The 21824-nt window shown below is 72.3% G+C and carries 25 protein-coding genes; 5 read left to right on the forward strand and 20 right to left on the reverse strand.

Annotated elements, in window-relative coordinates:
• The first annotated feature begins 284 nt into the window (after positions 1 to 284).
• Entirely contained in the window at positions 285 to 572 is a 288-nt protein-coding gene (locus VKG64_01610) for a DUF2007 domain-containing protein (protein ID HKB23722.1), read from the forward strand.
• A gap of 7 nt (positions 573 to 579) precedes the next feature.
• On the opposite strand, the gene VKG64_01615 is transcribed toward VKG64_01610, so the two are convergent.
• The 15 genes from VKG64_01615 to VKG64_01685 all read right to left on the reverse strand — a co-directional run bounded on the left by VKG64_01615 (position 580) and on the right by VKG64_01685 (position 14456).
• Entirely contained in the window at positions 580 to 1710 is a 1131-nt protein-coding gene (locus tag VKG64_01615; protein ID HKB23723.1) for a potassium channel family protein, read from the reverse strand.
• A 7-nt stretch (positions 1711 to 1717) separates the two neighbouring features.
• Positions 1718 to 2512 carry a M28 family peptidase gene (locus tag VKG64_01620; protein ID HKB23724.1) on the reverse strand — a complete coding sequence of 265 codons (795 nt, stop codon included), beginning with the start codon at positions 2510 to 2512 and terminating at the stop codon, positions 1718 to 1720.
• A complete protein-coding gene (locus VKG64_01625; GenBank protein HKB23725.1) occupies positions 2509 to 3285 on the reverse strand; it encodes a TatD family hydrolase in 777 nt (258 codons plus the stop codon). Before VKG64_01625 ends, VKG64_01620 begins: the two co-directional genes overlap by 4 nt.
• Positions 3282 to 3695 carry a hypothetical protein gene (locus VKG64_01630; protein HKB23726.1) on the reverse strand — a complete coding sequence of 138 codons (414 nt, stop codon included), beginning with the start codon at positions 3693 to 3695 and terminating at the stop codon, positions 3282 to 3284. The genes VKG64_01625 and VKG64_01630 overlap by 4 nt, the downstream gene beginning before the upstream one ends.
• A 27-nt stretch (positions 3696 to 3722) precedes the next feature.
• On the reverse strand, positions 3723 to 4712 hold the full coding sequence (locus tag VKG64_01635; GenBank protein HKB23727.1) for a DUF2914 domain-containing protein: 990 nt from the start codon (positions 4710 to 4712) through the stop codon (positions 3723 to 3725).
• A 21-nt stretch (positions 4713 to 4733) separates the two neighbouring features.
• Positions 4734 to 5018, reverse strand: coding sequence for a hypothetical protein (locus VKG64_01640; GenBank protein HKB23728.1), 285 nt, complete (start codon positions 5016 to 5018; stop codon positions 4734 to 4736).
• Complete coding sequence (metG, locus tag VKG64_01645) at positions 5015 to 6922, reverse strand: methionine--tRNA ligase (protein ID HKB23729.1); 1908 nt, start codon at positions 6920 to 6922, stop codon at positions 5015 to 5017. The genes VKG64_01640 and metG overlap by 4 nt, the downstream gene beginning before the upstream one ends.
• On the reverse strand, positions 6919 to 7770 hold the full coding sequence (ricT, locus tag VKG64_01650) for a regulatory iron-sulfur-containing complex subunit RicT (protein HKB23730.1): 852 nt from the start codon (positions 7768 to 7770) through the stop codon (positions 6919 to 6921). The genes metG and ricT overlap by 4 nt, the downstream gene beginning before the upstream one ends.
• Before the next feature lie 10 nt (positions 7771 to 7780).
• A complete protein-coding gene (locus VKG64_01655) occupies positions 7781 to 8662 on the reverse strand; it encodes a DNA polymerase III subunit delta' C-terminal domain-containing protein (protein HKB23731.1) in 882 nt (293 codons plus the stop codon).
• Positions 8652 to 9272 carry a dTMP kinase gene (gene tmk / locus VKG64_01660; protein HKB23732.1) on the reverse strand — a complete coding sequence of 207 codons (621 nt, stop codon included), beginning with the start codon at positions 9270 to 9272 and terminating at the stop codon, positions 8652 to 8654. The genes VKG64_01655 and tmk overlap by 11 nt, the downstream gene beginning before the upstream one ends.
• A 124-nt stretch (positions 9273 to 9396) precedes the next feature.
• Complete coding sequence (locus tag VKG64_01665; protein HKB23733.1) at positions 9397 to 9846, reverse strand: universal stress protein; 450 nt, start codon at positions 9844 to 9846, stop codon at positions 9397 to 9399.
• Between the two features lie 60 nt (positions 9847 to 9906).
• On the reverse strand, positions 9907 to 10728 hold the full coding sequence (locus VKG64_01670; protein ID HKB23734.1) for a carbohydrate ABC transporter permease: 822 nt from the start codon (positions 10726 to 10728) through the stop codon (positions 9907 to 9909).
• Entirely contained in the window at positions 10725 to 11597 is an 873-nt protein-coding gene (locus VKG64_01675) for a sugar ABC transporter permease (GenBank protein ID HKB23735.1), read from the reverse strand. The genes VKG64_01670 and VKG64_01675 overlap by 4 nt, the downstream gene beginning before the upstream one ends.
• On the reverse strand, positions 11594 to 12895 hold the full coding sequence (locus VKG64_01680) for an ABC transporter substrate-binding protein (protein HKB23736.1): 1302 nt from the start codon (positions 12893 to 12895) through the stop codon (positions 11594 to 11596). Before VKG64_01680 ends, VKG64_01675 begins: the two co-directional genes overlap by 4 nt.
• Positions 12896 to 12899: 4 nt before the next feature.
• Entirely contained in the window at positions 12900 to 14456 is a 1557-nt protein-coding gene (locus VKG64_01685) for an ABC transporter substrate-binding protein (GenBank protein HKB23737.1), read from the reverse strand.
• A gap of 154 nt (positions 14457 to 14610) precedes the next feature.
• Here VKG64_01685 and VKG64_01690 point away from each other — a divergent pair, with 154 nt between their 5' ends.
• The 4 genes from VKG64_01690 (at position 14611) to VKG64_01705 (ending at position 17673) form a co-directional block, all read left to right on the forward strand.
• Entirely contained in the window at positions 14611 to 15042 is a 432-nt protein-coding gene (locus tag VKG64_01690) for a VOC family protein (protein ID HKB23738.1), read from the forward strand.
• A gap of 127 nt (positions 15043 to 15169) precedes the next feature.
• Positions 15170 to 16492, forward strand: a complete 1323-nt coding sequence (locus tag VKG64_01695) for a selenium-binding protein SBP56-related protein (GenBank protein HKB23739.1) — start codon at positions 15170 to 15172, stop codon at positions 16490 to 16492.
• A gap of 21 nt (positions 16493 to 16513) precedes the next feature.
• A complete protein-coding gene (locus VKG64_01700) occupies positions 16514 to 17221 on the forward strand; it encodes an SCO family protein (protein ID HKB23740.1) in 708 nt (235 codons plus the stop codon).
• Positions 17222 to 17232: 11 nt separating this feature from the next.
• Positions 17233 to 17673 (forward strand): cupin domain-containing protein, encoded by a 441-nt coding sequence (locus VKG64_01705; protein ID HKB23741.1) that lies wholly within the window; start codon positions 17233 to 17235, stop codon positions 17671 to 17673.
• Positions 17674 to 17683: 10 nt separating this feature from the next.
• Here VKG64_01705 and VKG64_01710 read toward each other — a convergent pair whose 3' ends face one another.
• The 5 genes from VKG64_01710 to VKG64_01730 are packed head-to-tail and all read right to left on the reverse strand — an operon-like array spanning position 17684 to position 21824.
• Entirely contained in the window at positions 17684 to 18811 is a 1128-nt protein-coding gene (locus tag VKG64_01710) for an acetoin utilization protein AcuC (GenBank protein ID HKB23742.1), read from the reverse strand.
• On the reverse strand, positions 18808 to 19308 hold the full coding sequence (gene moaC / locus VKG64_01715) for a cyclic pyranopterin monophosphate synthase MoaC (GenBank protein ID HKB23743.1): 501 nt from the start codon (positions 19306 to 19308) through the stop codon (positions 18808 to 18810). The genes VKG64_01710 and moaC overlap by 4 nt, the downstream gene beginning before the upstream one ends.
• Positions 19305 to 19532 carry a YdcH family protein gene (locus VKG64_01720; protein ID HKB23744.1) on the reverse strand — a complete coding sequence of 76 codons (228 nt, stop codon included), beginning with the start codon at positions 19530 to 19532 and terminating at the stop codon, positions 19305 to 19307. The genes moaC and VKG64_01720 overlap by 4 nt, the downstream gene beginning before the upstream one ends.
• Before the next feature lie 52 nt (positions 19533 to 19584).
• Positions 19585 to 20706 (reverse strand): ABC transporter ATP-binding protein, encoded by a 1122-nt coding sequence (locus VKG64_01725; GenBank protein HKB23745.1) that lies wholly within the window; start codon positions 20704 to 20706, stop codon positions 19585 to 19587.
• Positions 20706 to 21824: an ATP-binding cassette domain-containing protein gene (locus VKG64_01730; protein HKB23746.1), complete on the reverse strand. Its 1119-nt coding sequence runs from the start codon at positions 21822 to 21824 to the stop codon at positions 20706 to 20708. Before VKG64_01730 ends, VKG64_01725 begins: the two co-directional genes overlap by 1 nt.

Genomic DNA, 21824 nt, shown 5'->3' on the forward strand with positions numbered 1-21824 from the left:
CCCGCCGCGCCCGTGCTCCTGCTCGTAGACCTGGCGGACCAGCGGGCCCGAGTGGGGCGCCTTCGGGACGATGCCGACCTCGGGGGTGCCGCTGAAGTACTCGTATTTCTCCATGAGGAGCCTCCCACCGGCCAGGTGGCCCGATTGTACCGCGCTCAGCGGTAGCCCAGCAGCCCCCGGTCGCGAACTTCGCCGGCCATGATCACCATGATCTGGCCGGCCATCAGGGTGGGCATCCCGTAGAGGACTCTCCTCAGCGGATGCCGCATACTAGGGGCGAGCTTATGCCACGACGGGCCAAGGTGATCCAGTTTCCCAGGCCGCCGGCCGAGCCGCCCGACGAGCGCGCGCTCGCCGAGGTCCACCGCTGCGATCGGGCCGAGGCGCTCGTCGTGAGGAGCCTCCTCGAGAGCGAGGGGATCCCGGCGCTCCTCCGCTCGCGCATCGCCCACTCGGTCCACCCGTTCACGGTGGGCGCTCAGGGCGAGGTCGTGATCCTCGTGCCCGAGAGCGAGGCTCAACGAAGCCGCATCCTCCTGGCCCGCATCGCGCCCGGCCCGAGCTTCCCGTAGCCCGGCGTCAGGCGTCGTCGTGGACGTCGCGCTCCCCGAGCGCGCCGCCGTTCGTGACCCGACGCTCCCACGCGCTCGTCCGCCAGTTGTCGCCCGCCGCCGACGCGTCCCACTCAGGGAGCGGCATGAGGAGACGCGCGGCGAGAGCCGTGACGTACGGCTCGTACATGCGCCGGAGCGCGGCGAACCGCGCCTCAGCCGCCGCGCCGCCAGCGAGGATCACGCCGTCCTCCCCGAGACGCGACCGGAGACGCGCGTACGCAGCGGGCGGCAGGCGATCGCCCACGGAGGCCCCCGGCGGCGCACCGAGCACCTGGGCGAGATCCACCGCCGCGTGCCGGGCGATCGCGAACGTGAGCTGCGCCTGACGCGCGCAGGCGCCCTCGATGGCGACGATGACCAGGGCGCAGGAGTCCAGGATCGCCGTGAGGGCCGCGAGCCAGGACTGGTTGTCGTGCTGCGATCGGAAGTAGCCGAGCACCGGGTAGGACAGGTGCGACTCGAGGATCTCGGCGGACCAGCGCTCCCACTCGTGCAGGAGCTGCGCCAGCGCCTGCGTGTCCCGTCCGTTGCGCCTCAGCAGCTCGCCCGCGCTCGGCGGTGAGCCGGCGCGGGCGTCGAGCAGCGTGATGCTGACCTCACGGCGCGCGAACGCCTGATAGAGCACCGGCAGGTAGCCGATGACGACCGCGAGGAACCCGAAGCCCACGCCACCCTCCACCACGGTGAGCACTCGAGCCAGTGAGCGACGCGGCACCACGTCGCCGAGCCCGAGTGTGAAGAACGTCGTCCCGCTCATGTAGAGGTCGTCCCAGAACGTCGCGCCGGCGCCCTGGACGACGAGGCTCGAGCCAGACGCCCAATGCAGCATCCCGAAGCCGATGATGAGGCTCGCCGCCCACATGGCGAGAAGGAGAAACAGCGAGAGTGGGCCGTAGAAACTGAGATAGGTCTCACGGCGTCCCCCCTGGCGCAGCCGGCGCGCGATGGCGGACCAGACGCCCCAGGTCGAGCGGTAGAACCACCGCGTGGGACGCAGCCGTCGCGTCACCCGGCGTGGCAGCACGAGTGCCTCGAACGCGTCCCAGATGATGGCCGCGATCAGGACGATGCCGACGATCCCGACCCCAAGTCGCATGGTCGTTCTACGGGCCCGTCGCGACGATCGCCTCGAGGGCCCGCGCCGTGAGGTCGAGCGCGCCGGGCTCGAGCGTCGCCAGGCCGTCGCGCGCCGTGTGATACGTGTCGAAGGGCGGGGGGCGGCGGAAGGCGAACCGGAGCGCGCCCCACACCGGATTGAAGATGAACCGACGGAGCGCCTCGGCCTTCGCCGCCGGGACGACGGTGAGCCCGTACGCGGGCACGCCCGCGGCCGCGAAGGCGCGGTGGTCGCTCCCGAAGCGCGGGATGCGACCCACGACGTGGTAGCGCTCGTCGCTCCTCCAGCCGAGCCCCTCGAACGCCCCGCGGAGCGTCCTCGTGAGCGGCGTCTCCTCGCCGGCGTCCCACACGACGAGGCTGTCGCCGATGCCGCACAGCTCGAGCGAGAGCACGCCCGCGATGCCCGACACGCCGACCTCGCGCACGTACTCGCGCGCGCCGAGGTAGTCGAGCTCCTCGCACGCGGTGAAGAGGAGCCTCACGCGGAGCCGGGACGGCGGCGCGACGCGCTCGATGAGGTCGAGCAGGATGCCGACGGCCGCGGCGTTGTCGTTGGCGCCGGGGCTTCCGGGCACCGCGTCGTGGTGGGCGCAGAGGACCAGGACGCGGTCGCCGGACCCGAGGTCCACGGCGAACGTCTCGCCGCGGCCCTCCGCGACGTCGAAGCGGTGGCGCGTGAACGGCACGCCGCGCGCGGCGAGCCGGCGCGCCACGGCCGCCTCACGCTCTCCGTTCGAGCGGCCTGCGAGGAGGCGGGCCAGCGCGAGCGCGTCGGTCACGGGACGCCCAGGAGCGTCCGGGCGTTCTCCGCCGTGCGCGCGGCAACCACCTCGAGGGGCTCGGCGCGGAGCTCGGCGACGCGCGCGGCGGTGATCGCGAGGTACGCGGGCTCGTTGCGCTTGCCGCGGTGGGGCTGCGGCGGCAGGAACGGGCAGTCCGTCTCGACGACGAGGCGGTCGGCCGGGACGAACCGCGCCACGTCTGGCAGCGCGCGCGCTTTCGGGTAGGTCACGGGCCCGGCGAGCGAGATCAGGAGGCCGAGGTCGAGGCAGCGCCGGGCGATTTCCACGTCGCCCGAGAAGCAATGCATGATCCCGCCGGTCTCGCCGGCAGGCGCCTCGGCGAGGATCGCGAGCGTCTCCGCGTGGGCGTCGCGGCAGTGGACGAGCACGGGCTTCCCCGCGCGGCGCGCAAGGGCGAGCTGGGCCCGGAAGCAGCGCTCCTGGGCGTCGCGGGGCGACAGGTTGCGGAAGAAGTCGAGGCCGCACTCGCCGATCGCGACGACGCGGGGCGCCGCGGCGAGCCGCTCGATCTCGCCGAGCGCCGCGTCGTCCGCCCGGGACGCGTCGTGGGGGTGGATGCCGACGGCCGCCCAGACGTCGGCCTCGCGCGCGGCCAGCGCCACCGCCGCGCGCGAGGTCTCGACGTCCGTCCCGATGGTCAGCATGCGCCGGACGCCGGCGGCCCGGGCACGCGCGAGGACGGCGTCGAGATCGTCCGCGAACTCCGGGAAGTGGAGGTGCGCGTGCGTGTCGAAGAGGTCCGGCGTCACATCGCGCCGAGGACCGCCGCGGTCTTCTTCACGCCGCCCGGCGCCACCCAGAGGATCGCGCCCCAGCGGCCCGCGCCCGCCGCGACCGCGTCCATCGCGACCACGTTCACCTTCGCCGCCGCCAGCTTGCCGAGGACCTCGGCGCACGCGCCGATGCGATCGTCGCCCTCGATGATGAAGCAGCGCTTGGGCCCCTTGACCTTCCACTTCATCCGCTTCGCGACGTCCCTGAAGGCCATGGAATTCATCGGGACGAAGTCGAGCTGCGCGCCGCGGCCCTCGGGGAAGCCCGAGTAGGCGATGAGGTTCACACCCGCGTTCTTGAGCTCCGCGAGGATGCGCGCGCCCTCGCCCGGCTTGTCGGGCACCATCACGTAGAAGTAATCCATCGTCCGCACGGTCTCAGCCATGACGTCCTCCTCCTCTGGTCAAAGGTCTCACGGGATCACCCGGAAGCTCAGCCGTCCGATGAGCTGTCCCGCGCTCGTCGTCACGTCCACCGTCCAGCGCCCGACGGGATCGGCCGGGAACGCGGTCTTGCGCGAGTACGTCCGAAACCCCTCCCGGCGGCCGCCGCGGACGGGCGAGAGGCTCACCGCCTCCACCACCGCTCCGTTCTGGCGCCACACGTGGCTCACCCCCTGGGAGAGGCCCGCCGGCGCGTAGATGGGAGTGTACGCGACAAGGCCCCGCTCTTTCAGCGCGCCCGCGGGGATCGCGTCGGGCACCGGCTCGAGCGACTCGATGGAGCCAACGGCCCACCGGACCTCGGCGCTCGCCACGAACAGCGGCACGGGCGCGATGAAAGCGCGCCCGGCGCCGGCCGCCGTCGCCGCCACGACGCCGACCACGACCGTCACCTGGAGGGCGCCCGCCCACGAGAGCTGCCGCGCGCGCCGGACGACCGGCGTGAGCGCGATCGAGGCCAGGAAGGCGGCGGCGACGAGCGAGGGGAACGGCGGCAGGCCGACGAGGGGCAGCGCCACGTTCAGCGCGGCGAACACCGAGACGACGAAGAACGCGTGGCCGAGCCACGGCCGCGGGTGGACGAGCGCCCGGTACCACGGGTCGAAGGTCGCGAGGAGTACCAGCGCCACGAGGAGCACGAAGAACGGCGCGTTGAGCGAGCGGAGCGTCGTCGCCGCCCAGTACGCCGGGAGCACGAACAGGAGCAGGCCGTGGAAGAGGGTCTGGATGGTGTAATCCGCCGCGCCCACGAACCAGCGGCCAGAGCGCCGGCCCGACTCCTCGAGGGGCCGTCGGACCTCGGTGATCAGCGCGAACAGGAGCCCGAGGATCAGGAGATAGCCGACGATCCACCCGACGTTCGGCAGGCCGCGGCGGAAGACGAAGAGCGTGAGCACGCCGCCCCCGAGCGACGCGAAGGAGACGCCCCAGCTACCCAGCCACGAGAGGACCTCGTGCACGGAGGGGGGCCGCGTCCCGAGCTAGGCGGCCGGGGGAACGCCCGGGGTCGGCGCGTCCGCCGAGCCGAGGCGCTCGGCGAGCCGGCGCGCGACCGCGTCGCGCTTGAGCGCGTCCACGCAGTCCAGCACGTCGCCCGCCGCGGAGTGGACCTTGAGGTGCGCGCCCACCAGGTCGAGCGCGCTCGCGCGCACCGGGGCGTCGAGGCTCACGATCTCGCGCAGCACGCGCGCGATGGTCGGGTCGGCCCCGGCCACCTGGACGATGGCGTCCACGTACTCGTCGTCGGTGAGCCGCGCGGGCGTCACTGGATCTTCGCCCCGGGCGGGAGGTCGCGGTCGAGCGTCAGCACCGCGAGCTTGCCCTCGGTGGACGCCGCCAGGACCATGCCGTTGGACTCGACGCCCATGAGCTTCGCCGGCTCCAGGTTCGCGACGACGACGACCTTCTTGCCGACGAGGTCGGCCGGCGCGTAGTGCTCGGCGATCCCGGCGACGAGCGTGCGCTGCTCGGCGCCGAGCGACACGGTGAGCTTCAGGAGCTTCTTCGACTTCGGCACGGGCTCGGCGGCGACGATCTCCGCCACGCGCAGGTCGACCTTCCCGAAGTCGTCGATGCTGATGCGGGCGCCCGCGGGGACAGGCGCGTCCGCCGTGGGCGCGGCCGCCTTCTTGTCTTCGACGCGCGGGAAGAGCCCGGAGACCTTCGCGACCTGGGTGCCGGCCTCGAGGCGCCCCCACTCGGCGTCGGCGAGCTTCGGCTCGCCCGTTTGACCGAGCGCCGTATTGATCTTCGCCGCGGCGTCCGGCAGGAATGGCGCCAGGAGGATCCCGAGCAGCCGTAGAGACTCGGCGAGGGAGTAGAGGACCGTGCTCAGTCTCGGCCGACCGACCGGCTCGAGCTGCTTGGCGATGACCCATGGCTGCGCCGTATCGACGAAGCGATTCACCGCGCCGACGAACTCCCAGATAGCCGTGAACGCCTTCTGGAACGCGAACTCGGCCATGGCAACCTCGACCCCGGCCTTTGCGCGCTCGAAGTCCGGTCTCAGCTGGGGGACGGTGCCATGCGGAGCTACAACGTCTTGATGCCATCGCGGCACCCTGCCCTCGGCCATGTTCACGATCAGCGTCGTCGCGCGCGAGACGAGGTTGCCCAGGTCGTTGGCGAGGTCGGCGTTGAGCCGGCCGACGAGCGCCGCCTCGCTGAAGTCGGCGTCCAGGCCGAACACGGGCTCACGCAGCACGAAGTAGCGGAACGCCTCGGCGTACTTCGCCTGCATCGCGAGCGGGTCCACGACGTTGCCGAGGCTCTTGGACATCTTCTGACCGTTGACCGTCCAGTAGCCGTGGACGTCGAGGTGCTGGAAGACGGGCAGCCCCGCCGCGTGCAGCATGCAGGGCCAGTAGACGGCGTGGGGTTTGAGGATGTCCTTGCCGATCAGGTGCCGCACGTTCGGCCAGAATTTGTCGAAGCGGGCGGCGCCCGGGCCGCCGAGCGCGGAGACGTAGTTGATCAGCGCGTCGAACCAGACGTAGGTGACGTACTTGTCGTCGAACGGGAGCGGGATCCCCCACTCGAGCCGGCGGCGCGGGCGGCTGATCGAGAGGTCCTGGAGCGGATCGCGCAGGAACCCGAGGATCTCGTTGCGGTAGCGCTCGGGGCGGACGAGGTCAGGGTGGTCGTTGACATGATGGATCAGCCACGCCTGGTACTTCGACATCTTGAAGAAGTAGTTCTCCTCCTCGATCCACGTGAGGGGGGTCTGGTGGTCGGGGCACTTGCCGTCGACGATCTCCTTCTCGGTGTAGAAGCGCTCGCATCCGAAGCAGTAGTGGCCGCCGTAGGTGCCGAGGTAGATCTCGCCCTTGTCCCACAGCGTCTGGAGGACCGCCTGGACGACCTTCTCGTGACGCGGCTCGGTCGTCCGGATGTAATCGTCGTTCGAGATGCCGAGCGTCTTCCACGTCTCGCGGAACACGCCCGAGATCCGATCGGCGTACTCCTTCGGCGACACCCCGGCCGCCGCCGCGATCTGCGCGATCCTCTCGCCGTGCTCGTCGGTGCCGGTGAGGAAGAAGACCTCGTCGCCCGCGAGCCGGCGCCAGCGCGCCATCGCGTCGGCCATGATCGTCGTGTAGGCGTGCCCGATATGTGGGCGGTCGTTGACGTAGTAGATCGGCGTCGTGAGATAGAACGCGCGAGCGGTCACGATCCCTCGAGCTGGGCCTGCACGTGCGACCGCCCCTCCCAGGTGAGCTGGTCGAGCGGGACCTCGGCCTCCGTCCCGTCGGGGAAGCCGACGACGACCGACTGCTTCAGCACACGGATCGACCGCACCTTGCCGGTCATGCAGCCCCCGCCGCCGCACGAGGCCTGGCACGGCGTGTTGACGCGCGGGAGCCGGGCACGGAGCTCCTGGTACGTCGAGAACTCGTAGAGGAGACAGCACTTGAGCCTGCCGCAGTTCCCGAGCAGCCGGTTGTCGGTCAGCGGCATGTCCTGGGCCTTCGCCATCTTCACCGAGATCGGCTCGAAGCGGCGCAGATGCGACGAGCAGCAGAGCTGGCGCCCGCACGGCCCGATGCCGTCAAGCACCTTGGTGGTGTCGCGCGCGCCGATCTGCCGCATCTCGATCCGCGCGCGGAACTCGCGCGCCAGGTCGCGGACCAGGTCGCGGAAGTCCACGCGCGTCTCCGCGTTGAAGTACACGGCCACGCGCCGCCCCCCGGCCTGCATCTCGACGTCCACGACCTTCATCGCGAGGCCGCGACCGCGGGCCAGCTGCTGGCAGACGCCGACCGCGTGCTCCTCCTTCGCGCGGCGCTCGCGGTACTCACGCGCCTCCTCGTCGGTCGCGCGCCGGAGCACGCGGTGGTAGAGGCGGTCGCGCTTGAATTCCGGCAGCTCGCGCTTCGGCCGGCGCACCTCGCCGACCGCGTCGCCGCCGGAGGTCTCGACCAGCACCAGGTCCCCGACGTGGGCGTCGACGTCGCCGAGCCGGTAGTCCTCGGCCTGCGCGGTCGCGTGGAGGCGGATGCCGATCAGGTACTCGTCCATGGATCTATCCTCATGCCGCCCGCAGGGCGAAGCGGCTCAAGAGCACCTCGACGGTCAGCCGCGGCGTCACGTTGTGCACGAGCGCCTCGCGCGCCTCGCGGCAGAGCTCGACGGCGCGCAGGAGGTCGGCGAGGGTCCAGCGCTCCGCCTCGCGCGCGAGCTCGGCCGCGCGGTCGGCGTTGACGAACAGGCCGGCCGGCGCCCCCGCCTGGGCGAGGAGGAGGTCGCGCGCCCAGAGCCAGTAGGCGTCCACGAGCGCCTCGGCCTTCTCGCGGTCCAGACGCTCGGCGCGCCGGAACATCTCGTCGGCGCCCTTCGTCCGGACCTCGGCGAGCAGCTCGAAGGCCTGGGTCCGGGCGTCGGCCGCGGCCTCGTCGCCGCGCGGCGCGAAACGCACGACCTGGCAGCGCGACAGCACCGTGGCGGGCAGCGCGCGCGCCCGCGGGAGGATCAGGATCATCACCGTCCCCGGCGGCGGCTCCTCGAGCGTCTTCAGGAAGGCCTGCGGCGCCTCGCCGGTCATGCGCTCGGCCTCGTCGAGCACGAAGACCTTCCGGCGCGCCATGACCGGGCGCAGCGACGCCTCGCGCCCGAGCTCGCGGATCGCGCCGATACGGAGCGCCCGCGCGCCCTTCGGGTTCGTCTCGGGCGGCGTCGGTACGAGCACGTGGAGGTCGGGATGCCGGCGCCCGGCCGCGAGGCGGCAGGCGTTACACCGCCCGCAACCACCCTGGGGACAGAGCAGGGCCTGGGCGAAGGCGACGGCGGTCGTCATGCGCCCGGCGCCGGCGGGGCCGACGAACGCGTAGGCGTGGGCCACCCTGTCGCTCTCGAGCGCACGGCAAAGGAGCGCGACGGCGCGGGGCTGGCCGGAGATCCCTTCAAGCGCCACGCAGGAACTCCTCCACGACGGCCCGCACCTGGCGCTCGACCTCGGCCGGCGGCAGCGTCGCGCGGATCAGGCGCACGCGCTTCGGCTCGGCGCGGAGGATCTCGAGGTACCCCCGCCGGACGCGACGGTGGAACGCGAGCTTCTCGCGCTCGAAGCGGTCGAGCCGGCGGCGGCCGATGCGCCGAAGACCCTCCGCGGGGTCGAGGTCGAAGAGGAGCGTGAGGTCCGGCAGCACGCCGCCCGTCGCACGCACGTTCAACTCGCGGATCAGGTCGGCGTCCACGCCGCGGCCGTAGCCCTGGTAGGCGACGGTCGCGTCGGCGTAGCGGTCGGAGAGGACGACGCGGCCGCGCTCGAGCCACGGGCGGATCTTCTCGGTGACGTGCTGATGGCGCGCGGCCATGAACAGGAAGACCTCGACGAGGGGCTCGGGGGCGAGGCGGGGGCGCTCGAAGAGCCCGCGCACCGCGGCGCCCAGGCGCGTCCCGTCGGGCTCGCGGGTCCGCTCCACGCGGTGTCCCCGGGTACGAAGCCAACGCTCGAGGCGGAGCAACTGGGTCGTCTTGCCCGACCCCTCGACGCCCTCGAACGTGATGAGCGCTCCAGTCACGTTGAGAACCTCCGGGTGCTGCGATACGTCACTGTAGCACGCCTCGGGCTCCGCCTGGCGGTCGCGCGCCCGCGCGCCTCGGCCGCGCCGCGCCCCGCTCGCCCTGGCCCGCGACCCGCCGCCGTCACACCCGCGAGCGCACCGTCAGCACCGGACAGTGCGCGGTCCGCACGACACGCTCCGCGACGCTGCCGAGCAGCATCCGCCGGACGCCGGTGCGCCCGTGCGTGCCGAGGACGAGGAGCCCGACCCGCTTGCGCCGGGCCCCGGCGACGATCGCCGGCGCGGCCGCTCCCTGGAGGAGCAGCGTCGAGACGCGAAGGCGGTCCCGCCGCGCCGCGGCGGCCAGGCGCTCGAGCCTCCCGCGGGCGCTCGTGCGCGCCGCGGTCCAGATCTGCTCGATCACCCTGGGCGAGACGTAACCCTCGCCGACGGCGACGGGCGGCATCGGTTGGTAGGCGTGGCACAGGACGAGCTCGGCGTGGAGCGCTTTCGCCAGCGCGCGCGCCAGCTTGAACGCCGCGCCGGAGGCCGTGGAGAAGTCAGACGCGTGCATGATGCGCTTGATGGTCACGGTGTCCCTCCCACCCCGCTGTGTTGGCCGAAGTCTACGCGCTTTTGCCGCGCGCGCGCCTCAGTCCCTGACCGCGCCCGCGAGGAGCCCGCTGACGAGGAAGCGCTGGAGCCCGACGACGATCAGCACGGGCGGCAGACTCGCGAGCATCGAGGCCGCGGCGATGTCGCCCCACGGCACTTCGAAGACCCCGGGGAAGAGCGCGAGCGCGACCGGGATCGTGCGGCTCGCCTCTGACGCGGTGAACGTGTAGGCGAAGAGGAACTCGTTCCAGCTGAAGAGGAACGTGAGCAGCGCCGCCGAGGCCAGGCCCCGGGCGAGCAGCGGCACGACGATCCACCGGAGCGCGCCGAGCCGCCCCGCGCCGTCCACGGCGGCCGCCTCCTCGGTCTCGAGCGGGATCTCGCGGATGAACCCGGCGAGGAGCCAGACCGTCAGCGGCAGCGCGAACGAGGTGTGGACGAGGACGAGCCCCGTCCACGTGTCGCGCAGTCCGAGCGCCCGCAGCAGGAGGTACAGCGGGCTCACGGTGGCGATCTGGGGGAACGCGGTGGACGCGACGATCGCGAGCAGCAGCGCGCGCGTGCCGGGCACGGCGAGCCGCGCGATCGCGTACGCGGCGGGGAGCCCGAGGACGAGGGCGAGCAGCGTCGTGAGGGCGGCAATGCCGAAGCTGTTCACGAGAGCCCGGGGAATCAGGCTCTGCTCGAGCACGACGCGATAGTGCTCGAGCGTGAGCCGGCTCGGGAGGAGCGGCGGCAGGCGCAGGAGCTCGGCCTCCGGCTTGAACGAGGTGAGGAGCTGCCAGAAGAACGGGACCGCGTACGCGGCGAGGGCGCCGAGCGCCAGGAGGTCCGCCGCGTTCGTCCGGACCCGCCTCATGCCGCGACGGCGTTCCCGCGGCCGCGGCGAAGGTACGCCCACGCGACGGCCATCACGAGGACGAAGACGACGACGCCGATCGCCGAGCCGAAGCCGAGCTGAAGCATCTGGAAGAGGCCCCGGTAGGCGTAGACGGTGAGCGTCTCGGTCGTGCCCGCCGGGCCGCCGCCCGTCAGCACGAACATGATGTCGAACGCCCGCAGCGCGTCGAGCGTCCGGAAGAGGAGCGCCAGGAGCAGGATCCGCGCGAGGAGCGGCAGCGTGATGCGCCCGAGCGTGGCGAGGCGTCCGGCGCCGTCCACCTGCGCGGCCTCGTAGAGCTCGGCCGGGATCGCGAGGAGCCGCGCGTAGCAGAGGAGCGCCACGAACGGCATCGCGCGCCAGACGTCGGCCAGGATCACCGCCGGGAGGGCCAGCGCGGGGTCGCCGAGCCAGTTGAGCGCCCGGCCGCCGAGGAGGACGTTCACGAGGCCCGCCGCCGGGTGGTAGAGCCACTCGAAGAGCTTCGCGGTCACGACCGCCGGCATCGCCCACGCGAGGAGGAGGAGCGCCAGGGCGAGCCGCCGCCCGCGACGCTGGCGGGCGAGCGCCAGCGCCACGCCGACGCCGAGCACGAGCTCGAGCGCGACCGACCCGACCGTGAAGAGCGCGGTCGTGCGGGCGGCGCCCCAGAAGCGCGGGTCGCCGGCGAGGAAGGCGTAGTTGTCGAGGCCCGCGAAGCGCGCGACGCCGAAGATGGGCACGCGGTGTTGGAGCGAAAGCCAGAGCACCCAGAGGCCCGGGAACGCCGTGAGGGCGCCCAGCGCCACGAGCGTGGGCGACAATAGGATCAGCCCCAGCCGCCGGTCGCCGCGCCGGCGCGCCGTCAACGGAGCGCCTCGAGGAAGTGCTCGAGGCGCGCGTGCCCGTCGGCGATCGCCCGCGGCGCCGGCTTCACGCCGGCGAGCGCCGCCGAGAACTCCGGCTGGAGCGTCGCGGAGAGCAGGAGGTAGTACGGCGTGACCGGACGCGGGCGCCCGTCGAGCATCAGCGCGCGGAGCCGCGGGAGCCCGGGGCGCTGCCGCACGAGGTCGGGATCGTCGTAGAGCGCCGTGCGCGTCGGCGAGAGCGCCGCGCCGAGCGCCATGGCCTTCTGGGCGCGCGCGCTCGAGAGGAAGCGGGCCAGCGCCACCGCGAGCTCGGGATGGCGGCTCCGGCGCGACACGCCGAGATGGGCGCCGCCGGTGGACCCCGCGCCCCGCGGGCCTCCCGCGCGCCCCGGCAGCGGCGCGACCCCGACACGGCCGCGGACGGGCGAGCCCGGCGCCTGGAAGAGATCCATCGCGTACGGCCAGTTCCGGAGAAAGACGGCGTGGCCGTCGCCGAACGCGCGACGCGAGAGCTCCTCGTCGGCCGCCGTCGTCCACGCGGGGCTCACGCCGGTCTCGATGAGACCGCGGAGGAACGCGAGCGCCTCGGCGGCGCGCGCGGGCTCCGGGAAGACGGTGCCGTCCGCCGCGACGAGGCGCGTGCCGCTCGCCCAGAACGCCTCGAGCACGTTCACGACCATGCCCTCGTACTGCTTGCCCTGGAAGAGATAGCCGTCGAGCCTCGGGTCGCGCTCCCCCGCGCGGACGGTGCGGGTCTGCGCCACCAGCTCGTCCCACGTCTGGGGCGGCCGGAGACCGTACTTCGCCAGGAGGTCGGCGCGGTAGTAGAGGAGGCCGACGTTCATGTTCCAGGGGATCGCCCACACGCGCCCGCCGTACGTCGCGGCCTCGACCGTGCTCGGAAAGTACGGCGCGAGCTCGTCCGGCGGGAGCCGCGGCGTGAGGTCGAGCAGCCAGCCCGCGCGGGCGAACTCCGGCACCCAGATGACGTCGAGCATCATGACGTCGAACCCCGGGCTCCGCCCCTCGAGGTTGATGACGTAGAACTGGTGCTGCTCGTCGGAGGTCCACGGGAGCGCCTCGCCCCGGACGCGCACGCCCGGATGGGCCGCCTCGAACTCTCGCAGGAGCCGGGGGAAGGGGTCGGCGGGCCCGAGGATGCGCGCGTACTTGAGGACCAGCGTGACGGACGCGCCGCCCGCCGGACGCTCGGCGCAGCCCGCGAGGGTCAGGAGCGTCGCCAGGAGCGCGACGGCGCGCAGGCGCGGCGCGCCCCGATCGCTCGACCGCGCCTTCAGGTGTTTACCTGAGCTTGAGCCGCAGGTCCTCGTACGGCGCCGAGTACGCGTGGCCGGCGATGAGCCCGAGCCCCGACTCCTCGACGCGCGGGCCCACGCCGTTCACGAACGCGAGCTGCCAGATCGGGACGAACATCGCCTTCTCGTGGATGAGCTGCTGGATCCGGTGCAGGATGGCCTCGCGCCTCTTCGCGTCGAGCTCGCCCGCCTGCTCGCGGAACAACCCGTCGATATCGGGATAGCTCCCGTAGACGTAGGTACCGCCCGCGGCCACGAAGGCCTCGATCCGGGTCGCGGCGTTGCCGAAGGCGCCGCTCGCGCCGTAGGCGAGGTTCTTGTACTTCTTCTCCGACCAGGTCTTGAAGTGGGCCGCGCGCTCGAGCGGCCGCAGCTTCGCGCGGATCCCGACCGCCTGGAAGTGGTTCAGGATTGCCTCCTGCACGTTGGCGTACGAGATGTCGCAGAAGTACTCGCCGGCGTCGAAGCCGTTCGGATAGCCGGCCTCGGCCAGGAGCTGGCGGGCCCGGGCGGGATCGTACGGGTACGCGGGCGGCTGCCAATAGAAATCGAACGTGCTCGGGATGATGCTCCCCGTGAGCTTCGAGTGACCGAGCGTGATGGCCTGGTTGATGGCCTTCCGGTCGACGGCGTAGTTCGCGGCCAGGCGCACGCGGCGGTCGTGCCAGGGCGACTTCGGGTCCCACTGGTCGAGCATGTTGACCCACTGCGCGGCCTGGATGACCGTCGGCTTCAGCGCGAGGCCGGGCGTGCGCAGGACCTCTTCGGCCAGCTCACCGCGGATCGAGTAGACGATGTCCACCTCGCCACGCTTGAGCGCCGCGAGCCGTGTCGCCTCGTCCGGGATCACCTTGAAGACCAGACGCCGGACGCTCGGCGGCTTGCGCCAGTACTGCTCGAAGGCCTCCAGGACGAGCTCCACGCCGGGGGTGGACGAGACGAACTTGTAGGGGCCGGCGCCGATCGGGGCCTTCTTGTAGCCCTCGTCGCCGACCTTCTCGACGTATTTCTTGGGCACGATCCAGCCGGCGCTCGTGGCGCTCGAGTAGAAGGTCATGAAGTCGGGCCACGGGCGCTTCAGGCGGATGCGGACGCGGGCAGGGTCCGGCGTCTCGACCGCCGCGACCATCTCGTGGAGGGTCTTGCCGGCGGCGCCCCGGTAGCGCTCGAACGAGAACTTGACGTCCTCGGCGGTGACGGGGTCGCCGTTGTGGAACCTGACGCCCTTGCGGAGCACGAACTCGTAGACGAGCCCATCGGGCGAGACGCTCCACGACGCGGCGAGGCTCGGCGCCATCGAGTTGCCGGGCATGGCCTTCACCAGCGCGTCGTGCAGCGCGTAGAACACCATGTACGGCGTGATCATCCCCGGAGACTCGGCGGGATCGAACCAGGTGGGCGCGAGCGTGATGTGGACGCCCCACGTGAGCTGCCCCTCGGGCGCGGCGCCCGAGCGCCCCGGCGCGAGCAGGACGGCGCAGGCGAGGAGGGCGACGAGGACCGCACGAGACCGCGTTCGTTCGACCGGCACCGGTCGCTTCACGATGGTCACCTCCCGGAGTGAGGCGATTATCGGCGACCCGGCGGGGTTGTCAATCGCCGCGCGCGACACGCTGGCCTTTTGAGCGTTCCTGTCGTACCTTTCCCAGACAGGCACGGGCGGCGCCGCGCGAGCCCCCGGCAGAGGAGAAACGGCCATGCCCAAGATCAAGCACATCGCCCTCTCGACCCAGGACGTGGACAAGACCGCCCGGTTCTACATCGACGTGTTCGGCATGAAGGAGATCGGCAAAATCGACAGCCCGAGCGCCAGGGGCTACTACCTGAGCGACGGCGACATCAACCTGGCGATCCTCAACTTCAAGAACGACGCGTCGGCCGGGGCCGAGCGCGGCAAGGACTGGAGCGGCATCCACCACATCGGCTTCCAGGTCGAGGGCCTGGAGGCGATCACCGAGCGGCTGGCCGCCGCGGGCTCGAAGCCCCGCGACGACATCAACCAGGCCCTCGGAGTGGGTCAGGGCCACCACCGCTACGCGAACGTCGAGGTGAAGTACAGCGGCCCCGACGGAGTCACGGTCGATGTCTCGGAGACGGGCTGGGTCGGGACGACCGGGTCCAGCGCCTAGCAGCCCTCACTCGCGGCCACCGCGCAGATTGCTCGCTCTGAAGCGCGAAGACGAGCACGGGCCCGACCGCCAGCACGACGGGGTAGTAAGATCCCGCGATAGCTCATCCCGAGCAAAGGAGACGCCCATGGATCCTCATCGCGTGCTGCGCTTCAGCGTTCTGGCGGTCGCGTGGGTCGCCCTCGCCTGCGGGGTCGGCGCCGGCCCGGCGCGCGCCGACGAGACCTGCAACTCGCCGTACATCGCCAAGCTCATCAAGGGTCAGGAGGACTACGTCTACGTCTGGACCCTGGGCGTCGAGGGGCTCGGGGACGGCTCGGACAAGCTCGTGACCGTGGACGCGCACCCGAAGTCGAAGGGCTACGGGAAGGTGATCGCCTCGGTCTCGGTCGGCTCCCGCGGCGAGGCGCACCACATGGGCTTCACCGACGACCGGCGCTTCATCTGGGCCGGGGGGCTCGCGGAGGCCAAGATCTACGTGTTCGACATCGCCACCGATCCGGCGAAGCCGAAGCTCGTGCGGACCATCGCCGACATGGCCGACAAGACCGGTTACCTTGGCCCGCACACCTACTATGCACTCCCCGGCCGGATGCTGGTGCAGGCGCTCTCGAACACCAAGGACAAGAGCGGCGTCACCGGCATGGCGCTCTACAACAACCGGGGCGAGTTCGTCGCTTCCTACGCGATGCCGACCGACGGCGGCGGCGACGGGTACGGCTACGACCTCCAGGTCAACCCGAAGAAGAACGTCATGCTCACCTCGAGCTTCACCGGTTACACGAACTACATGCGCTCGCTCTGGGAGCTCGTGAAGGATCCGGAGGCGATGAAGCGCTTCGGCAACACCATGGTGGTCTGGGACCTCAAGGCCATGAAGCCGCGCAAGGTGCTGAGCGTGCCCGGCGCGCCGCTGGAGATCCGCTGGTCGCTCAACCCCGGGGACGACTGGGCCGTGGTCGCGACAGCGCTCACGTCCAAGATCTGGCTCGTGAAGCAGGACGGCAAGGGCGGGTGGCAGGCGAAGGACGTGGCGACCATCGGCGACCCCGCCAAGGTCCCGCTGCCGGTCGACACCAGCATCACGCGCGACGGCAAGGGGCTCTGGGTCAACACGTTCATGGACGGCACGACGCGCTATTTCGATCTGCGCAATCCGGAGGCGCCGAAGCAGACCTACGCGAAGGTCACCGGCAGGCAGGTCAACATGATCTCGCAGAGCTGGGACGGCAGGCGCGTCTACGTCACCTCGTCGCTGCTCGCCAACTGGGACAAGCTCGGCGCCGACAACGAGCAATTCCTGCGCGGCTTCACCTGGAACGGCAAGGAGCTCAGGCAGGTTTTCGAGCTCGACTTCACGAAGGAGAAGCTCGGCCGCGCCCACCACATGAAGCTCGGGTCGAAGGCGCTGCGCAGCGCCGCGGCCGGCCCGCGGCGCTCGCGCGCGTGACGCCGCGCTGAGGCGGGGCCCGTGAGGGTCGGCGGCGCGCGCGCCACGCGGCCCGTGGCGGCCGGGCTCGCGCTGCTCGGCTGGCTCGCCTGCGCCCCCGCGGCGGGCGCGCACGAGGCCGAGCCCCTGCCCGCCCTCGACTTCGAGCCGCCGCCTCCGGGCAGCTACACGTTGCACCGCATCATGGCGGCGCCCGACGGCGCGGTCCTGGGCATCGACGGCCGTGCGCAGCGGCTCTCCCGGTTCACGCGCGACCGCATCACGCTGCTCGGATTCATCTACAGCACGTGCGTCGATCCGGGCGGCTGTCCCCTGGCGTACCGCGTGTTCGACGCGCTCAAGCAGGCGATCGTGGCGACGCCCGCCCTGCGCGACCGGGTGCGGTTCGTGACGCTGTCGTTCGATCCGGCGCGCGACACGCCGGAGGTGATGCGGCGGTACGGCGGGAGCCGCGTGAGCGACGAGGGCGACGGAGTGCGCTGGTACTTTCTCACGACCCGCTCGGCACAGGAGCTGATGCCGCTGGTCGAAGGCTTCGGCCAGGACGTCCACGTGACGCTCGACCGGTCGAACGGGACACCGCGGCGGGAGCTCTCGCACGTGCTGAAGGTGTTCCTGATCGACGGCGCGGGCTTCGTCCGCGAGATCTACACGTCCACCTTCCTCCACCCGCGGACCGTGCTGAACGACATCGAGACGCTCCTCCTGGAGGAGGGCGTCAGACCCTGAAGGAGCCCAGCATGTCGGCGCCCGGACCCGTGCCGCCGACGGCGGCGAACGCCGCGTGGCCCAACGTCCTCCACACGCGCATCGCCGACGTCGTGGGGCGGATGGGCCCGCCGCCCTGGTCCAAGCGCCTCATCGCCGACGAGCGCCAGCTGGTGACGCTGATCGCCAGCCCGCCGGGCGGCGGCAATCGCCCCCACTGGCACCGGGACTTCGACGAGTGGTGGGTCGTCCTCGCCGGGCGCCTCGAGTGGGAGCTGACCGGCGGGATCGTCGTGAAGGCGGCGAAGGACGACATCGTGTGGGTGCCCCGGGGAACGGTCCATCACATCAGGAACGTGGGCCAGGAGCTCTCGCTGCGCCTCGCGGTGGCCATGCCCCCGGCCACCCACTACTTCAGTCCCTGCGAGCAGTGCGGTTACACGGACGACGGTCCGCGCGAGTGGTGCGCGTGAGGGCCGCCGTCTACAGGCGGTGGACCGGGAAGATGATGCGGCGGATCGCCTCGACCTGCCGCGCCGCGACCTCCTCCGCGCGCCGGCGCTTAGGCTCGGGGAGCGGATCGGGCGGGTCCCACAGCGTCGGCGCCGCGAACGCGTAGCGCTCGAGGTCCGGGCCGAACGACGCCGGCAGCTCGGCCGGCAGCTCGACGCCGTTCAGGACCGCCCACGCCGCGGTCCAGGCGCGCGCGACGTTCGGCAGGTCGTAGCCGCCGCCGCCCAGGCAGAGGAGCCGGGGCGCCAGCTCGGCGATGCGCGCCACGGCGCGCGCGAAGCCCTGCACGTCGAGTGCTAAGTGGGTCAGCGGGTCGGTGCGGTGCGAGTCGATCCCGAGCTGGGCGACGACGACGTCGGGGCGGAACGCGCCGAGGAGCGGCGGGACGACCTGCTCGAAGGCCGGCAGGTAGACGGACGAGTCGGTATAGGGCTCGAGCGGGAGGTTCACCGAGTAGCCGAGCCCCGGGCCTTCGCCCGCCTCCTCGACGAAGCCCGTCCCCGGGAAGAGGTAGTCGCCGGACTCGTGGGTCGAGATCGTGAGCACGCGCGGGTCGCCGTAGAACGCGTACTGGACGCCGTCGCCGTGGTGGGCGTCGATGTCCACGTAGGCGACGCGGAGCCCGCGCGCTTTCAGGTGGAGGATGGCGAGGACGGCGTCGTTGACGTAGCAGAACCCGGAGGCGCGCGCCGGCAGCGCATGGTGGAGGCCGCCGGCGAAGTGAAAGGCCCGCGTCGCCGCGCCGCTCGCGACCAGCTCGGCCGCGAAGAGCGAGCCGCCCGCGCAGAGGCGCGCCGCGTCCCAGAGGCCGGGGAAGACCGGGTTGTCGCCGGGGCCGAGGCCGTAGCGCGCGGCGTGCGCGGGCGGCGCGCCGGTGTTGGCGGTCTTCAGCACCTCCAGGTACTCGCGCGTGTGCCAGCGCGCGAGCGCGCTCTCGTCCGCGGGCGCGCCCGCGTGGACCGCGGCGTCCGGGAGCTTCGTGAGGCCGTACGCCTCCATGAGGCGCCAGGTGAGCCCGAGACGCTCCATCCGGAGCGGGTGATGCGGTCCGTAGTCGAAGCGGACCCACGCGTCGGAGTGGACGAGCGCCGTCTTCACGTACGCTTCCAGGGGCCGGACTTGCCACCGGACTTCTCGACGAGCTGGATCCTCGCGATCGTCACGCCGCGCTCCACTGCCTTGATCATGTCGTAGACCGCGAGCGCCGCGACCGCGGCGGCGGTGAGCGCTTCCATCTCCACGCCCGTCTTGTCCACCGTCCGCACGCGGGCCAGCACCGTGAGCTCGCCGCGCTTGAGGTCGTCCTCGAACGTGACCTCGACACCGGTGATCCGCAGGGGGTGGCAGAGCGGGATGAGCTGCGGGGTGCGCTTGGCGGCCATGATCCCGGCGAGGCGCGCGACGGCGAGGACGTCGCCCTTGGGGGCGTTGCCGCGCCGGATCACCCGGAGGGTCGCGGGCGTCATCCGCACCACCGCCCGGGCGACAGCTTCGCGGGCGGTCTCGCGCTTCCCGGAGACGTCGACCATCCGGGCGGCGCCCTCCGCCGAGAGGTGGGAGAGGCCGCGAAACGCGCCCGCGCGAGCTTTCTTCAGGCCGTGACGCCGGAGCGGGCGTGCTTGAGGATGGCCTCCATGCGGTCCTTGGCGATCAGCTTCAACTTCTTCAGCTCGCTCATCCGCCACTGCTGGTCCGCCGAGAGCGGGGAGCTTCGCTTGAGCGCCTCGAGTTCCTGGTCGTGGGCCCCGTGTTCGGTGCGGAGGCGCCGGAACTCCTCGTTCTCGGCCATCAGTCGCTCGATGAGGGTCTCCTGGTCCATGCGGGGCCTCCTTCGGTGGAGGGTTGGCCGGTCACGGTGGTTGCCGGCCTCGTTATAGCTCCGGGAGGCTCCGAGTGTCAAGCTTGCGGCGCGAGCCGATGAGGTGCGCCGCGCTCGCCTTGAAGACCGCGGTGACCGCGACGCCCTCGGCCAGGCCGAGGTCGGCGACGGAGCGCGCCGTGACCGTCGCGACGAGGGGGAAGCCGACGTCCACGACGACGCGCGTGCCCGGCGTCGTCGGGACGACGCGCGAGATCGTGCCGCCGAGCCGGTTGCGGGCGCTCGACAGCGGGACCGTCTCTGTCGCGAGCGCCAGCGTGACGTCCTCGGGCCGGATCCCGAGCCTCACCAGCTCTCCGGCCTCCCCCACGGCCGCGACCTCGAGCTTCCGGCCCGCCACGTCCACGAGGGTCACGCCACCCTCGCGGCCGAGGACCCGCCCCGTCACGATCGTCTCGACGCCCACGAAGCGCGCGATCTCCTCGGACGCGGGCGCGTGGAAGACGCGCGCCGTCTCGTCGAGCTGCAGGATGCGGCCGCCCATGAGGACCGCGACCCGGTCGGCGAGCGCGAGCGCCTCGCTCCGGTCGTGCGACACCACGACGGTCGTCACCCGGTCGGCGCGCAGGATCCCGGCGAGGTCGGGCAGGAGGGCCGCGCGCGTGGGCTCGTCGAGCCCGGCGAACGGCTCGTCGAGGAGCAGCACGTCGGGCTCGAGCACGAGCGCGCGCGCGAGCGCGACGCGCTGCGCCTGGCCGCCCGAGAGCGTGCGGGCGCGCTGGTCGCGGAGCGGCGCGACGTTGAGCCGCTCGAGCCAGCGGCGGACGCGCGTCTCGCACTCGTCCGCCGCGACGCCGCGGAACGAGAGCCCGAGGGTGACGTTGTCGCCCACGGTCATGTCGGCGAGGAGGGGCTGCTGGAAGACCATCGCGATCCGCCGGCGCTCGGCGAGCGCCCGCCCGGCGTCCACGGCGCGGCCGCGGAAGCTCACCGAGCCGAGCGCCGGCCGCTCGAGGAGCCCGAGCACGCGCAGCAGCGTGGACTTCCCGCTCCCGTTCGGGCCGATGACCGCGAGGACCTCGCCCTCGCGCACCTCGAGCGCCGGCACGTCGAGCGCGTCCGTCCCCGCGTAGCTCACCCGGACGCCCGCGAGCTCGAGGACGGCGGGCGCCATCAGGCAGGGAGCACGTGGATCGAGCCGCGGTGGATCGAGAACTGCCACCGGCGGTCGCGCTCGATCTCGAGGATCTCGTAGACGAGGTGCGGCACCTCGACCTCGAGGTCGAAGTCGCCCTGCGCCGGCGCGCCGGGCGCCTCGAGGCGGAGGCGCAGCGACCACACCGTGCCGAAGTCGGCCTCGCCCACGATGCGGCCGGCCATGAGGTTCATGTGGTGCTGGGGGTCGGGCGCGCCGCGGTCCTTGCGGATGAGCCGCACGTACTCGGGACGGATGAAGAACGCGATGGGGCTGTCGGGGGGCGGCAGGTAGGAGCGCGTCGGCGAGTTCACGGCCTCGAGCGTCTGGCCGCGCCAGCGGAGCTGGATGCGCTCGGGCGTCGCCTTCACGACGGTGCCGTGGAGCACGTTCCGGAGGCCCATGATCCCCGCGACCGCCGCCGACGCGGGCTGCCAGAGGAGCTCCGCGCGCGGCGCCGACTGGATCACGCGTCCGCCCTCGTAGACGACGATGCGGTCGGCGAGCCGGTACGCCTCGGTGAAGTCGTGCGTCACGACGACCGCGGCCGTGCCCCAGGCGGCGAGGACCTCGCGCAGCTCGTCGCGCAGCGCGCGCCGGAGCGGGGCGTCGAGCGCGGAGAGCGGCTCGTCGAGCAGGAGGAGCGCGGGATCGATCGCGAGCGCCCGCCCGAGCGCGACGCGCTGACGCTGGCCGCCGGAGAGCTCCGACGGGTAGCGCGCCTCGAGCCCGCCGAGGCCGAGGCGCTCGATCACCTCGGCGCTCCGGCGCCGTCGCTCGCCGTGCGGCCGGCCGCGCAGGCCGAAGGCGACGTTCGCGGCGACGGTGAGGTGCGGGAAGAGGGCGTAGCCCTGGAAGACGTAGCCGATCCGCCGCCGCTGCGGCGGCAGGTCCACGCCCGACGCCCCGTCGAAGAAGACGCGGTCGTCCACGACGATGCGGCCGGCGTCGGGCCGGACGAGCCCCGCGAGGCATTGGAGCGTCAGCGTCTTGCCGGCGCCCGACGGACCGAAGAGCCCCACGACGGATTTCTCCGCGCGCCAGCCCACGTCGAGCGTGAATCCGGGATACCGCTTGACGATCTCGACTGTGACCAC

This window comes from Candidatus Methylomirabilota bacterium (assembly GCA_035260325.1).
Taxonomy (GTDB): Bacteria; Methylomirabilota; Methylomirabilia; order Rokubacteriales; family CSP1-6; genus AR19.

What these genes read in the sequence shown, in the direction of transcription:
- VKG64_01630 (HKB23726.1), bottom strand. Translation starts at nt 3,695, where the DNA reads ATGGCTGAGACCGTGCGGACGATGGATTACTTCTACGTGATGGTGCCC.
- VKG64_01705 (HKB23741.1), top strand. Translation starts at nt 17,233, where the DNA reads ATGTCGGCGCCCGGACCCGTGCCGCCGACGGCGGCGAACGCCGCGTGG.
- VKG64_01670 (HKB23734.1), bottom strand. Translation starts at nt 10,728, where the DNA reads ATGAGGCGGGTCCGGACGAACGCGGCGGACCTCCTGGCGCTCGGCGCC.
- VKG64_01720 (HKB23744.1), bottom strand. Translation starts at nt 19,532, where the DNA reads ATGGACCAGGAGACCCTCATCGAGCGACTGATGGCCGAGAACGAGGAG.
- VKG64_01615 (HKB23723.1), bottom strand. Translation starts at nt 1,710, where the DNA reads ATGCGACTTGGGGTCGGGATCGTCGGCATCGTCCTGATCGCGGCCATC.
- VKG64_01695 (HKB23739.1), top strand. Translation starts at nt 15,170, where the DNA reads ATGGATCCTCATCGCGTGCTGCGCTTCAGCGTTCTGGCGGTCGCGTGG.
- VKG64_01725 (HKB23745.1), bottom strand. Translation starts at nt 20,706, where the DNA reads ATGGCGCCCGCCGTCCTCGAGCTCGCGGGCGTCCGGGTGAGCTACGCG.
- ricT (HKB23730.1), bottom strand. Translation starts at nt 7,770, where the DNA reads ATGGACGAGTACCTGATCGGCATCCGCCTCCACGCGACCGCGCAGGCC.
- VKG64_01690 (HKB23738.1), top strand. Translation starts at nt 14,611, where the DNA reads ATGCCCAAGATCAAGCACATCGCCCTCTCGACCCAGGACGTGGACAAG.
- VKG64_01610 (HKB23722.1), top strand. Translation starts at nt 285, where the DNA reads ATGCCACGACGGGCCAAGGTGATCCAGTTTCCCAGGCCGCCGGCCGAG.